The 12621-nt window shown below is 74.9% G+C and carries 14 protein-coding genes; 8 read left to right on the forward strand and 6 right to left on the reverse strand.

Going from position 1 to position 12621, the window contains the following annotated elements; translation table 11 throughout:
- Positions 1-118 precede the first annotated feature (118 nt).
- The 3 genes from rsgA to ACI78T_RS08960 all read right to left on the reverse strand — a co-directional run bounded on the left by rsgA (position 119) and on the right by ACI78T_RS08960 (position 4005).
- Positions 119-1135: a ribosome small subunit-dependent GTPase A gene (gene rsgA / locus ACI78T_RS08950; protein WP_456557745.1), complete on the reverse strand. Its 1017-nt coding sequence runs from the start codon at positions 1133-1135 to the stop codon at positions 119-121.
- A gap of 79 nt (positions 1136-1214) precedes the next feature.
- A complete protein-coding gene (gene aroA, locus ACI78T_RS08955) occupies positions 1215-2495 on the reverse strand; it encodes a 3-phosphoshikimate 1-carboxyvinyltransferase (RefSeq protein ID WP_456557746.1) in 1281 nt (426 codons plus the stop codon).
- 46 nt (positions 2496-2541) lie between these two features.
- Positions 2542-4005: an NAD-dependent succinate-semialdehyde dehydrogenase gene (locus ACI78T_RS08960; RefSeq protein WP_456557747.1), complete on the reverse strand. Its 1464-nt coding sequence runs from the start codon at positions 4003-4005 to the stop codon at positions 2542-2544.
- Between the two features lie 134 nt (positions 4006-4139).
- Here ACI78T_RS08960 and ACI78T_RS08965 point away from each other — a divergent pair, with 134 nt between their 5' ends.
- Positions 4140-4886, forward strand: coding sequence for an SOS response-associated peptidase (locus tag ACI78T_RS08965; RefSeq protein ID WP_456557748.1), 747 nt, complete (start codon positions 4140-4142; stop codon positions 4884-4886).
- Between the two features lie 2 nt (positions 4887-4888).
- Positions 4889-6424, forward strand: a complete 1536-nt coding sequence (locus ACI78T_RS08970; RefSeq protein ID WP_456557749.1) for a fused MFS/spermidine synthase — start codon at positions 4889-4891, stop codon at positions 6422-6424.
- Between the two features lies 1 nt (position 6425).
- On the opposite strand, the gene ybaK is transcribed toward ACI78T_RS08970, so the two are convergent.
- Entirely contained in the window at positions 6426-6899 is a 474-nt protein-coding gene (ybaK, locus tag ACI78T_RS08975) for a Cys-tRNA(Pro) deacylase (RefSeq protein WP_456557750.1), read from the reverse strand.
- Between the two features lie 242 nt (positions 6900-7141).
- Here ybaK and ACI78T_RS08980 point away from each other — a divergent pair, with 242 nt between their 5' ends.
- Complete coding sequence (locus tag ACI78T_RS08980; protein WP_456557751.1) at positions 7142-7795, forward strand: sigma-70 family RNA polymerase sigma factor; 654 nt, start codon at positions 7142-7144, stop codon at positions 7793-7795.
- The gene (gene rsrA / locus ACI78T_RS08985) at positions 7792-8121 is read left to right on the forward strand and encodes a mycothiol system anti-sigma-R factor (protein WP_456557752.1); all 330 of its coding nucleotides are present in this window, start codon (positions 7792-7794) and stop codon (positions 8119-8121) included. The genes ACI78T_RS08980 and rsrA overlap by 4 nt, the downstream gene beginning before the upstream one ends.
- A 64-nt stretch (positions 8122-8185) precedes the next feature.
- Here the strand turns inward: rsrA and ACI78T_RS08990 are convergent, their stop codons facing one another.
- The gene (locus ACI78T_RS08990; RefSeq protein ID WP_014377707.1) at positions 8186-8260 is read right to left on the reverse strand and encodes a 50S ribosomal protein bL37; all 75 of its coding nucleotides are present in this window, start codon (positions 8258-8260) and stop codon (positions 8186-8188) included.
- A 170-nt stretch (positions 8261-8430) separates the two neighbouring features.
- On the opposite strand from ACI78T_RS08990, the gene ACI78T_RS08995 reads away from it, so the two are divergent.
- The 3 genes from ACI78T_RS08995 (at position 8431) to ACI78T_RS09005 (ending at position 10422) form a co-directional block, all read left to right on the forward strand.
- Positions 8431-9477 (forward strand): biotin carboxylase N-terminal domain-containing protein, encoded by a 1047-nt coding sequence (locus tag ACI78T_RS08995; protein ID WP_456557753.1) that lies wholly within the window; start codon positions 8431-8433, stop codon positions 9475-9477.
- A 54-nt stretch (positions 9478-9531) separates the two neighbouring features.
- Complete coding sequence (locus ACI78T_RS09000; protein WP_116452633.1) at positions 9532-9756, forward strand: biotin/lipoyl-binding carrier protein; 225 nt, start codon at positions 9532-9534, stop codon at positions 9754-9756.
- An 84-nt stretch (positions 9757-9840) separates the two neighbouring features.
- Positions 9841-10422: a hypothetical protein gene (locus ACI78T_RS09005; RefSeq protein WP_456557754.1), complete on the forward strand. Its 582-nt coding sequence runs from the start codon at positions 9841-9843 to the stop codon at positions 10420-10422.
- On the opposite strand, the gene ACI78T_RS09010 is transcribed toward ACI78T_RS09005, so the two are convergent.
- A complete protein-coding gene (locus ACI78T_RS09010; protein WP_456557755.1) occupies positions 10404-10904 on the reverse strand; it encodes a GNAT family N-acetyltransferase in 501 nt (166 codons plus the stop codon). The genes ACI78T_RS09005 and ACI78T_RS09010 overlap by 19 nt on opposite strands.
- A gap of 112 nt (positions 10905-11016) precedes the next feature.
- On the opposite strand from ACI78T_RS09010, the gene ACI78T_RS09015 reads away from it, so the two are divergent.
- Positions 11017-12498, forward strand: a complete 1482-nt coding sequence (locus ACI78T_RS09015) for a sensor histidine kinase (protein ID WP_456557756.1) — start codon at positions 11017-11019, stop codon at positions 12496-12498.
- Positions 12499-12621: the final 123 nt, after the last annotated feature.

The raw sequence follows: 12621 nt of genomic DNA on the forward strand, positions 1-12621 counted from the left end.
CCCCCCCCCCCCCCCCCCCCCCCCCCCCCCCCCCCCCCCCCCCCCCCCCCCCCCCCCCCCCCCCCCCCCCCCCCCCCCCCCCCCCCCCCCCCCCCCCCCCCCACGGTGGCGGGCCGGCTCAGTAGCCGGGGCCGACCTGACCGACCGCCCCGAGCAGCACCCGGAGCGCGGCCAGCTGCTGCTGCCTCACCGGGGGGCCCGCGGCCGCCCACGCGTCGAGGGCGCAGTCGGGGTCGTCGGCGGTGTGCCCGCAGCCGGGCGGGCACTCGGTGGCCGCCTCGGCGATGTCCTCGAACGCGGCCAGGACGTCGTCGGCGGTGACGTGGGCCAGCCCGAACGAGCGGATCCCCGGGGTGTCGATCACGGTGCCGCCGCCGGGCAGGTCGAAGAGCACGGCCGACGACGACGTGTGCCGGCCCTTGCCGATCTTGCTGACGTCACCGGTCGCCCGGAACGCGTCGGGGACGAGCCGGTTCACCAGCGTCGACTTGCCCACGCCGGACTGGCCGACGAAGACGCTCATCCGGTCGAACAGCCGGTCCAGCAGCGGCTCCAGCGGTGCCTCGCGGGAGAGGGCGACCGCGTCGAGGCCCAGCCCCGCGTAGCGGTCCAGCAGCGGCTGGGGGCTGCCCAGGTCGGTCTTGGTCAGGCAGAGCAGGGGCTCGAGGCCGCCGGCGTAGGCGGCGACGAGGCACCTGTCGAGGAAGCCCAGCGCCGGGTCCGGGTCGGTGACCGCGGTGACGATGACCAGCAGGTCGGCGTTGGCCACGACGACGCGTTCGGTGGGGTCGGTGTCGTCCGCCGTCCGGCGCAGCGAGGTCGTCCGCTCCTCGATCGTCACGATGCGGGCGAGGGTGTCGGGGCGGCCGCTGGTGTCGCCGACGAGGCGCACCCGGTCGCCGACCACCACCCCGTGCCTGCCGAGCTCACGGGCCCGCATCGAGGTGACGTCCACCGGCTCGCCGGCCGGGCCGTCCACGCGCACGGTCATGCGCCCCCGGTCCACCGCCACCACCAGCCCGGGGACGGCGTCGTCGTGGGCCGGCCGCTGCCGGGTGCGGGGACGGGAGCCACGACGATTGGGCCGGACCCGGATGTCGTCCTCGTCCGAGCGGCTGTCGTGCCTCCGGCTCATGGCTCGGCTCCGGGCTCGTTCCGCTCCTCGGTCGCTGGCGCTCCCTGCGATGCTCGCTCGCCCGTCGCCTTCGCGCGCCTCAGGAGACCACTCCCGCGGGCTCGCCCAGCAGCCCGCCCCAGCGGTCGACGAAGTCGGGCAGCGTCTTGGAGACGGCGCCCGGGTCGCCGGCGCGCACGCCCTCGATGGCGAGCCCGAGGACGGCCGCCGCGTGGACCATCCGGTGGTCGGCGTAGGAGTCCAGCAGTGCGGGCCGCCGCGGGCCGGGCTCGATCACCAGACCGTCGGGCAGCTGCTCCACCCGCGCGCCGACCGCCGTCAGCACCTCGTCGAGCGCCTGCAGCCGGTCGGTCTCGTGGCCGCGGAGGTGCCCGATACCGGTCAGCCGCGAGGGCCCGTCGGCCAGGGCGCAGAGCGCGGCGAGGACCGGGGTCAGCTCCCCGACCTCGCCCAGATCGGCGACCAGCGGCCGGATCGTGCCCGTGCCGGTGACCTGGAGCCCGCCGGGGGTCCGCTGCACGTCCGCCCCCATCTCGGTGAGCAGCCGGTCGAGCTGGGCGCCGGGCTGGGTGGTGACCTCCGGCCAGTCGCGCACGGTCACCCGACCGCCGGTCACCAGCGCGGCGGCGAGGAAGGGAGCCGCGTTGGAGAGGTCCGGTTCGACGACGACGTCCCGCGCGGCGATCGGACCGGGCGAGACCCGCCATCCCCGCTCCGTCGCGGCCACCTCGACGCCGTGGGCCCGCAGCGTCGTCACGGTCATCTCGACGTGCGGCATCGACGGCACCCCGCCGGTGAGGGAGAGCTCGAGCCCCTCGTCGAAGCGGGCGGCGGCCATCAGCAGACCCGAGACGATCTGCGAGGACTCGCTCGCGTCCACGGTCACCGCGCCACCGCGCACCCGGCCGGCGCCGTGCACGGTGAAGGGCGCCTTGCCGCGCCCGCCGTCGTCAACCTCGACGCCGAGATCGCGGAGTGCGCCGAGGAGGCCGGCGTTGGGGCGGTCGCGCAGCCGCGGGTCGCCGTCCAGCCGGACCGGTCCGGTGGCCAGGGCGGCGACGGGGGGCAGGAAGCGCAGCACGGTGCCGGACAGGCCGGCGTCCACGTCGGCGGGACCGCGCAGCGGTCCCGGGGTGACCACCCAGTCGCCGTCGTCGTCCTCGACGACTGCCCCGAGGGACCGCAGCCCGGCCGCCATCAGATCCGTGTCGCGGGCGCGCAGCGGCCGCACGAGGCGGCTGGGCCCGTCGGCGATCGCCGCCAGGATCAGGGCCCGCGCGGTGATCGACTTGGACCCGGGCAGGCTGACGACGGCGTCGACGGGTGCCGTGCGGTGCGGCGTCGTCCAGACCGGGGTCATGCCTACATCCTGCCCCGTCGGCGGCGTCGCACCGCGCGGCCCCGCCTCAGCCGGCCTGCGGCTTCTCGGCCTTCTTGGCCGGCACCGTGCGCAGCAGCCGCCGGTTGGCGAACTCGAACATCGCCAGTTCGGACAGCTCGCGGCCGTACCCGGACCGCTTGATCCCGCCGAAGGGGAGCTCGGGGGAGGAGCCGGTGGGCTGGTTGATCCAGACCATGCCGGCCTCGATGCGCTCGGCCACCGCCCGCGCCCGGTCGAGGTCGCCGCTCATGACGGTGGCGCCCAGGCCGTACACGGAGTCGTTGGCCAGGGCGATCGCCTCGTCCTCGTCCTTGACCTTGTAGACGACGGCGGCGGGGCCGAACAGCTCCTCGTGGTAGGCCCGCATGTCGGGGGTGACGTCGGCCAGCAGGGTCGGCTCGACGAAGGCGCCCGGCAGGTCGGGGCGGCCGCCACCGGCCAGCACGGTGGCACCCTTCTCGACGGCGTCCTGGATCTGCGCGTGCAGGTCCTTGGCCGCCTGCTCCGACGACAGCGGCGCGAGCGTCGTCGACGGGTCGGACGGGTCGCCGGGGGAGAAGGTGGCCCAGGCCTGCTGGAGCCCGGCGACGACGGGCTCGTAGACGTCCTCGGTCACGATGATCCGCTTCGCGGCGATGCACGCCTGGCCGGTGTTCTGCATCCGGCCCGTCGTGGCCGCCTTGACCGTGGCGCCGAGGTCGTCGGCGTCCAGGACGATGAACGGGTCGCTGCCGCCGAGCTCCAGCACCGACTTCTTCAGGTGCTTGCCGGCGAGGGCGCCGACCGCGCTACCCGCGCGCTCGCTGCCGGTGAGCGTCACGCCCGCGATGCGCGGGTCGGCGATCACCTGCTCGATGTCGGCGATCCGCAGGAACGTGTTGGTGAAGACGCCCTCGGGGGCGCCGGCGTCGGTGAACAGCCGCTCGATCGCCTGCGCGCACTGCGGCACGATCTCGGCGTGCTTGAGGATCACCGTGTTCCCGAGCACCAGGTTCGGGCCGGCCACGCGGACCACCTGGTAATAGGGGTAGTTCCACGGTTCGATCGCCAGCAGCGCACCCACCGGCTGCGTCTCGACGACGGCCTCGCCCTTGCCCAGCAGCGGCTGGATCGGCGTGGGCTGCAGGAACGCCGGGCCGTTGTCGGCGTAGTACTTGAGGATCATCGAGCACAGGAACAGCTCGCCGGCGGCTTCCTCGACGCGCTTGCCCATCTCCTTCGTGGCGAGCGCGGCCAGCTCGTCCCGCCGCTCGTCCATCAGGTCGGCGGCGCGGCGCACGACGGCCGCCCTGTCCTCCACCGACCGCGTGCGCCACTCCTGGAAGGCCGCGTGCGCCCGCCCGACGATCCCGTCGATCGCCTCGGTGGGCGTGAAGTCGAACTCCTGCTCCGTCTCGCCGGTGAACGGGTTCACCGTCGCGTAGCGCCGCTCCCCGGTGGGGCCGGCGGTCTTCGGGTGCTCGGTCGGGGGGTTCTGGGTGGCGGTCACGCGCGTGGTCCTCGTCTCTGGGGAACGTCGTCCGGTACGAGGTCTACCCCTCGCCCCGGCACGCACGCACGGCGGGTTGTCGCAGGCCGCACCTAGGCTTCGGGGAGGACAGCCCGAGCAGGGAGGAAGCGCCGATGTGCGGTCGCTACGCGGCCAGCCGCAGCCCCGACGACCTCGTCGTCGAGTTCGAGGCGGTCCGCGCCGAGGGCCAGAAGCCGCTGCCGGCCGACTACAACGTCGCGCCGACCAAGGACGTGTACGTCGTCCGGCACAAGAAGGAGCGGGACGCCGAGGGGGCGCCGACGGGCGCCGGCCACCGCGAGCTGCGGTCGGTGCGCTGGGGTCTGGTCCCGTCGTGGGCCAAGGACGCCTCCGTCGGCAACCGGCTGCTCAACGCCCGCGTGGAGTCGCTCACGGAGAAGCCGGCCTTCCGCAAGGCGGCCGCCTCGCGGCGCTGCCTCGTGCCGGCCGACGGCTGGTACGAGTGGGCCAAGCGGCTGGACTCGCCCACCAAGCAGCCGTACTTCATCACGCCGCAGGACGGTTCGGTGCTCGCCTTCGCCGGGTTGTACGAGGTCTGGGGGCGCGGTGAGGACCGCCTCTACACCTGCACGATCGTCACCGCGCCGGCCGTCGGCGAGCTCACCGAGATCCACGAGCGGATGCCGCTCGTCCTCCCGCCGGACCGCTGGGGCTCGTGGCTGGATCCGGCCCGGGAGGACGTCGGCGAGCTGACGGAGCCGACGCCGATCGAGGTGGTCGAGGCGTTGGAGCTGCGGCCGGTGAGCACCGCGGTGAACAACGTGGCGAACAACGGGCGCGACCTCCTGGCCCGTGCGGAGTCGGTCAGCCCCCCTGCTGACCAGCCCGCGCTGTTCTGACGGTGGCCGCGCCCGCGGACCAGGCCGCGCCGACCGGTCCGGTGCCCTCCGGTGCGCTGCCCGGCTGGGTCGCGGCCGTCGTCACCTTCCTCAGCTCCGGTGCCGTCCTGGTGTTGGAGATCGTCGGGCTGCGGCTGATCGCCCCGTACGTCGGCGTCACGCTGCAGACCAGCACCGCCGTCATCGGCTACGCGCTGGCGGCCATCGCCCTCGGGGCCTGGAGCGGCGGCATCGTCGCCGACCGCACCGACCCGCGCCGGTTGATCGCCCCGCTGATGGTGGCCGGCGGCGCGCTGGTGATCGCCGTCCTGCCGCTCGTGCGGTTCACCGGCTCGCTGCTCAGCGGACCGGACGCCGGAGCGGTCCTGCTGCTCGCGGCGGTGGCGGTCGTCGTCCCGGCGGCGTTGCTGTCGGCGGTGCCGCCGATGGTGGTGAAGCTGCAGCTGGCCAGCCTCGACGAGACCGGCGCGGTGGTGGGCCGGCTCTCGGGCATCGGCACGCTCGGCGGCATCGCGGCCACCTTCGTCACCGGTTTCGTGCTCATCGCGATCCTGCCCAGCAGCGTGATCATGGTCGCGACCGGCGTGGTCACCGTCCTGGTCGGGCTTGCGGTGGCGGTGTTCCTCCGGCGCCGGGCAGGGGGCGGCGCGGGGTCGGTCCCCGTCGCGCTGCTCGTCCTGGCCGTGGCCGGCGGCGGTCTCGCCGCGATCGCGCCCAGCCCCTGCGAGACGGAGACCGGCTACCACTGCGCGCGGGTGGAGGCCGATCCCGAGCGCGAGTCCGGGCGGGTGCTGTTCCTCGACACGGCGCGGCACTCCTACGTGGACCTCGAGGACCCGACGTACCTGGAGTTCTCCTACGTCCGGGCCATCGCGTCGGTCACCGACGTGCTGCGCGACGAGGGCGACCCGCTCTCGGCGCTGCACGTCGGCGGGGGAGGGCTGACCCTGCCGCGCTACCTGGAGGAGGTCCGGCCCGGCACCGAGAGCCTGGTGCTGGAGGTCGACCCCGGGGTCGTCGCCATCGACCGCGAGCAGCTGGAGCTGGAGACCTCCGACCGGATGCAGGTCCGCGTCACCGACGGCCGAGTCGGCCTCGCGGAGGAGCGCGCGGGCTCGCGCGACCTCGTCGTCGGCGACGCCTTCGGCGGCTTGTCGGTGCCGTGGCAGCTGACCACCCGCGAGGCAGTCGAGCTGGTCGACCGGGCGCTGACCGACGACGGCGTCTACGCCATCAACCTCATCGACCACCCGCCGCTGGCGTTCGTCCGCGCGGAGCTCGCGACGCTCCGGGCGGTGTTCCCGCACGTGGCGCTGCTCGCCCGTGCGCCGATCCTGGCGGGGGAGGACGGCGGGAACGTCGTCGCCGTGGCCTCGCGCTCACCCATCCCCGTGGAGGCCCTGGAGCGACGGCTCACCGAGCGCGAGCCGGACTGGCAGCTGGCGGAGGGCGCGGAGCTGGACCGCTTCATCGGGGACGCCGAGACGCTCACCGACGACTTTGCGCCGGTCGACCAGCTGCTCACCCCGTACGGCTGAGTCAGCGGCCGATCGGTGCGGTGCGGGCACGGGTGAGGGCGACCAGGTCCTGGGGCGGCAGCTCCAGCTGCAGGCCGCGCTTGCCGGCGCTCACCATGACGGTGGGGAAGCCGAGCGCGGACTCGTCGACCACCGTGGGCAGCGCCTTCTTCTGCCCGAGCGGGCTGATGCCGCCGAGCACGTAGCCGGTCGCCCGCTCGGCGTCGGATGGTTCGGCCATGGCCGCCTTCCGGCCGCCGACCGCGGCGGCCAGCGCCTTGAGGTCGAGGGTGCCGGCGACCGGGACGACCGCGACGGTCAGCGTGCCGTCGACGCGGGCCACCAGCGTCTTGAAGACCTGGTGCGGATCGGCGCCGAGCGCGGCGACGGCGGCCTCGCCGTGCCCCTGGTCGGCCGGGTGCTCCGGGTCGTAGGGGTGCAGGGTGTGCGCCACCCGGGCCTTCTCGAGCACTCGCACCGCAGGGGTCGCCGCCACGGCGCCGCAGCGTAGCGAGGGTCTCGCGAGAGGCCGACGCGACCGGGAATCGGTGCCCACCGGCGTCGGTTGCAGGAACCGTGAGCAGCACCGTCTCCAGCGCCCGCCCGAGGGCCGCGCACCGGCGGCCCCCGGGCCGTCCCGACGCCGCGCGGCTAGGATCGACCGATGCGGCGCCCCGCATCCGGGGGCCCCAGAGAGGACGGTCGGTGCCTGAGCAGACCGCAGATCAGACTCCCGAGGTGACGGTTCCCGTCGAGACGCCCGAGGCCCGGGCCGACGGCAGCCGTGCCGGGGTGGCCGAGACCCGCGCCGAGCGGGACGCCCGCTTCGAGCGGGACGCGCTGCCCTTCCTCGACCAGCTCTACCCGGCGGCGCTGCGGATGACCCGCAACCCCGCCGACGCCGAGGACCTGGTGCAGGAGACCTTCGTGAAGGCGTACTCGGCCTTCCACCAGTTCGCCGAGGGCACGAACCTCAAGGCGTGGCTGTACCGGATCCTGACCAACACCTACATCAACAGCTACCGCAAGAAGCAGCGCCAGCCGCAGCAGTACCCCACCGAGCAGGTGCAGGACTGGCAGCTCTATGCCGCGGAGGAGCACACCTCCAGCGGGCTGCGGTCGGCCGAGATCGAGGCGCTGGACCACCTCCCGGACTCCGACATCAAGGAAGCCCTCCAGCAGCTGCCAGAGGACTTCCGCCTGGCGGTGTACCTCGCCGACGTCGAGGGCTTCGCCTACAAGGAGATCGCGGAGATCATGGGCACCCCGATAGGCACGGTGATGTCGCGACTGCACCGCGGCCGCCGGGGTCTGCAGAAGCTGTTGGCCGATTACGCCCGCGAGCGCGGCTTCGTCCGCGCCGGAGCCGGTGAGGAGGCGAGCCAGTCATGACCGACGACGTCCATGGCGGGGCTGAGCCGATCGACATCACCTCGTGCGACGACGTGCTCTCCCACGTGTTCGAGTTCCTCGACCACGAGACCGGTGACGCGCGCCGGGCGCAGATCGCCGAGCACCTCGAGGACTGCTCGCCGTGCCTGCGCGAGTTCGGCATCGAGCAGGAGTTCAAGGCGCTGGTCCGCCGCCGCTGCGGTGGCGACGCGCCGCCGTCCGGTCTCCGCGAGCGGATCAAGATCCAGCTCACCAGCGTCTCGTTCGAGGAGGACGGCACGCAGGTCAGCGTCGAGCGGATCACCGCCGAGCGCACCGGCGAGTAACCGGCCCCCGAACGACGAAGCGCCCCACTCCCGCAGTCGCGGAGGTGGGGCGCTTCTCGTGCTCTCAGGCGTTGGGCCGCTTGCCGTGGTTGGCCTTGTTCCCCTTGCGGGAGCGACGCTTGCGTCCACGCTTGGACATCGCGCTGCCCTCCTCTCGCTGCCGGTGGGGCTGCAGACCCCTCGTTCTCGCGGGCCGGGACGCCGGTCACTATCGTGCGCGGGGCCGCCGGAACCGCCAAGCTGACGTTGCAAGCCTCTCACGGGGTGCTCCGGCTGCGTGCCGGGCGGGGGGTTGCTGAGGGGGCAGTGGTGGCACAGCTGGCGATCGAGAGCGTGCTGGTGGCGGGACGGGGGCCGGCCGCGTGCGCCGTGATCTCGGCGTGCACACGGCTCGGCGTGAAGGCCGTGGCGGTGCACTCGGAGGCCGAGCGTTCCGCGCGCCACGTGCGGCTCGCCGACGACGCGGTGCTGCTGGGGCCGGCGCCCGCCTCCGAGTCCTACCTCGCGGTCGACCGCATCGTCGAGGCGGCCCGGCGCAGCGGCGTGCGCGCCGTCCTGCCGGTGCCCCCGGCGCTGGCCGGCAACGCCCGCCTGGCCGCGGCGGTGGTGGACGCCGGGTTGACGTGGGTCGGACCCGACGCCGACGTCCTCGAGCGCCTGGGCGGGGACGGCGTGGAACCGGCGAGCGAACGGGGCTTCCTGGCCTGGGTCACCGCCGACGGCCTGCGGTTCGCGACGCCGGTCGCCCGTGACCGGGCAGCCGGCATCGCCCGCGTCTCCTGGACGCCGGACGGGTGGGCTGGGGGCGCCCTGGAGCTGCCCCAGGCCGCGCGCCGGCTGGCCGACGTGGGCTGGCGGGGGCTGGTGACGGTCGGCATCGCCCCGGACGGCGCGCTGGCCGAGGTGGCGGCAGGCTTCTCGCTCGACATCGCGGTCCTCGAGCGGGCCCACGGGGTGGACGCCGTGGAGCTCGCCCTCCGCAGCGCGGGTGGTGCGGCCGGGCCGGCGCCGGCCGGCCGCGGCCCGCGTGCGGCGGTGGCCGCGCAGCTGCGCTCGACGCTCCCTCCGGGGACGGCGGGGCGGATCACCGGGACGCTGCCGATCCACTCGGGACCGCCGGCGGACGACGTCGACCTCGTGGCCGTCAGCGGCTACGAGCCGGGCGACCGCCTGGACGGGTGGTACGACGCCCTGCTGGCGACGGTCAGCGCCGGCGGGCCGGGCACGGCAACCGCTGCGGGGGCCGTCTCGGGGGTGCTGTCGGCCCTCCCGGACGTCGGCGTGCCCCACGACGGCGACGAGGTCTGCGCGGTCATCGCGCGACTGGCGGCCGGGAGCAGCGTCCCCCGCGCCTGAGCGGCGTGCTTGGATGCAACCGCCGGGTTCGGTGCACGCTCACGAGGAGGCACGGTGGCGGTCGAGGAGATCCACGCGGAGATGGTCTCCAGCGTCTGGAAGGTCCTCGTGGAGCCCGGCGCGACGGTGGCGCCCGGCGACACCCTGGTCATCCTCGAGTCGATGAAGATGGAGATCCCCGTCCTCACCGAACGCGCCGGCGTCGTGCAGGAGATGCACGTGGTCGAGGGCGAGGTGCTCCAGGAGGGCGACCTGATCGCCACCGTCACCGACGCCTGAGCCTCGCGGGACCTCCGTCCCTGGACCACCGCCAGGGGCGCTGCGAACGTCGGCTGCGCGCACGCCGCCGACGGAGGAGGTGCCGTGGATCTCGGACGCGCCGCGCCGTGGGCCCGGGCGGCCGGTCTGTCGGGACACGCCGCCAACCTCCTGCTCGCGGCGTTCTTCGCGGTCGAGGCGGGACGACGCCGCGTCCTGCCCGTGTCCCTGGGATCGGCCAACGACGTCGTCGGCTCGGTCGGCTCCGCGCTGATGGTGCCGGTCGTCCTGGCGGTCAGCCCGGGGCGGCGGACCCGTCTGCTGGGGCTCACCGCGACAGCCGTGCTGACCGCCGCGGGCCCGGCGCTCGTGCTCGGCTGGGTGCGCTTCGCCGTGCAGGCGCCGATCGCGAGCGGCGCCTTCGAGGGCCTCGCCGCCTGGCTGGTGCTCACCAGCCGGGCCGGGCGCGGCGTCCTGCCCGACGACGTCGTCAGGCTGGGGATCCGTTCGGGAGGTGCGGTACTCGTCGGCGGAGCCGTGGCCGGCGGCGGGCTGCTGCTGCCGGAGCGGAGCGTCCCGCGGCGGCTGGCGCTGGCGCTGGGCGGCGTGCCGGGGGTCATCGGCATGCTGGCGGTGCCGACCTGGTTCCAGCGGCTCGGCCGCCCGGGTCAGAGGTCGAGCGCGTAGACCATCAGGTCGATGCCGGGGACCGGAGTCCAGTCCCGCTCGGGCAGCCGCCGGAAGCCCAGCCGTTCGTAGAGGCGGTGGGCCGCCGTCATCGCCGGGCCGGTCGAGAGCACCATCCGCCGCTTCCCGGCTGCCCGGGCGAGCTCCAGGCAGGTCCGCACCAGCAGCTCGCCGATGCCGCGCCCCTGCCACCGCGGGTCGACGACGAGCATCCGGAACGCCGCCTCGTCCTCGGACTCGGTCACCTCGCCGAAGTCGCCGCTGAGGACGAGCGCGACGCTGCCGACCACCCGGTCGTCCTCGTCCCGGACGACGAGCAGCTGCGACCGCGTCGACCGGCCGGTGACGTCGGCGAGCTCGGCGGTGTACCCGGAGGACGCCAGCCCGCCGTCCACGTAGACGCCGACGGTCAGCTCGGCGATGCGCTCGAACTCGTCGGGGCGGGCGGGCTGCACGGACAGAGCGGGAGCGGGGCGGACCACCTGCGCAGCGTATGCGGCCCTCCTGCAGGGGCCCGTCGCGAGCCTGCGAGCGGCGGGGGGTAGGCGGGTCCTGTGTCTAGGCTCGGACCACCATGGACACCACAGGCGCCGCATGAGCAGCCTCTCGGACCGGCTGACCCGCGGGTCGGCGTCCCACCCGTCGCAGGTCGAGCACGCCCGCCGCCTGGTCGCGGACTGGCAGCTGCTCGCCGATCTCGCCTTCGCCGATCTCACGCTGTGGGTCCCGCTGGCCAGCGGGACCTGGTGGTGCGTGGCGCAGGTGCGGCCCCTCACCGCGCCCACGAGCCGGCCGGAGGACCTGGTCGGCAGCGAGGTGTCCGGGGAGATCGCCGAGCCGTTCGTGACCGCGCACCGGGAGGGCCGGCCGGTCACCGAGGGCGAGCCCGACTGGTCGGGGGCGGCTCCCCGGCGTCGCGAGGTCATCCCGGTCCGCCACGACGGCGTGGTGGTGGCGGTCCTGGCCAAGGACACCAACCTGGCGGTCACCCGCTCGCCGTCGACGCTGGAGCTGACCTACCTCGACATCGCCGCGGACCTGTGCCTGATGGTGTCGGCGGGCACCTTCCCGCCGCAGAAGCTGCAGGACGCCGAGATGAGCCCGCGGGTGGGCGACGGCCTGGTGCGCCTGGACGCCGCCGGGCGGGCCACCTACGCCAGCCCGAACGCGCTGTCGGCCTACCGGCGCATCGGTGTCCCGGGGGACGTCGTCGGCGCAGACCTCGCGGAGCTGACCCGGCTGGCGTCGGCCGACCGGGTCGCCGGCGAGGCCGCCGCGGCGTGCATCAGTGCCGCCGTGTCCGGGCGGTTCCCCGACCCCGTGGACGTCGAGGGCCCCACGGCCACGATGCTGGTGCGCGCGCTGCCGCTCCAGGCGCCCGGAGCCGAGGCGGGTGCGCTGGTCCTCGTCCGCGACGTCACCGACGTCCGTCGCCGGGACCGGGCGCTGCTGACCAAGGACGCCACCATCCGGGAGATCCACCACCGGGTGAAGAACAACCTGCAGACGGTCGCCGCCCTGCTGCGGCTCCAGGCCCGGCGCATGACGGAGCCGGCGGCACGGGCCGCGCTGGAGGAGTCGGTGCGGCGGGTGGCGTCGATCGCCGTCGTCCACGAGACCTTGGCCGGCAGCCGCGAGGACGTCGTGGACGTCGACGACGTCCTCGACCAGGTGCTGCCGATGCTCGGGGACCTGACGTCGGTGGGCCCGGCGGCACGGACCCGGCGGACGGGTTCGTTCGGGGAGCTGCCGGCGGCCGCGGCGACGCCGCTGGTCCTCGCCGTGACCGAGCTGCTGCACAACGCGGCCGAGCACGCCTTCCCCGACGGGGAGCCGGGCAGCATCGAGCTGGTCGCGGAGCGGGACGGCGACGACCTGGTGGTGCGGGTGCGCGACAACGGCCGCGGCCTGCCCGAGGACTTCGACCCGGCCGCCAGCGACGGGCTGGGCCTGCAGATCGTCCGAACGCTGGTCACCAGCGAGCTGGGCGGCACGCTGCGCATGGGCGCCCCGGCAGACCAGCCAGGGACGGAGGCAGTGCTCCTCCTGCCCGGAGCCGGCCTGCCCAAGCGGTAGGCGGGCAGGCGACCGAGGCGTCTAGCCGAGCCGAGCAAGGAGGTGCCCGGCGGCGTCGAGCCGAGTGGGCCAGGAGGTGACCGGCGCCGTCGGGCCGAGTGGGCCCGGCGGGGTCCGCGCAGG

The sequence above is a fragment of the Blastococcus sp. SYSU D00922 genome (assembly GCF_054050495.1).

Bases quoted from the DNA above. Each gene is read 5' to 3' on its own strand.
- aroA (WP_456557746.1), bottom strand. From the start codon at position 2,495: ATGACCCCGGTCTGGACGACGCCGCACCGCACGGCACCCGTCGACGCC.
- ACI78T_RS09015 (WP_456557756.1), top strand. From the start codon at position 11,017: ATGAGCAGCCTCTCGGACCGGCTGACCCGCGGGTCGGCGTCCCACCCG.
- ACI78T_RS08965 (WP_456557748.1), top strand. From the start codon at position 4,140: ATGTGCGGTCGCTACGCGGCCAGCCGCAGCCCCGACGACCTCGTCGTC.
- rsrA (WP_456557752.1), top strand. From the start codon at position 7,792: ATGACCGACGACGTCCATGGCGGGGCTGAGCCGATCGACATCACCTCG.
- rsgA (WP_456557745.1), bottom strand. From the start codon at position 1,135: ATGAGCCGGAGGCACGACAGCCGCTCGGACGAGGACGACATCCGGGTC.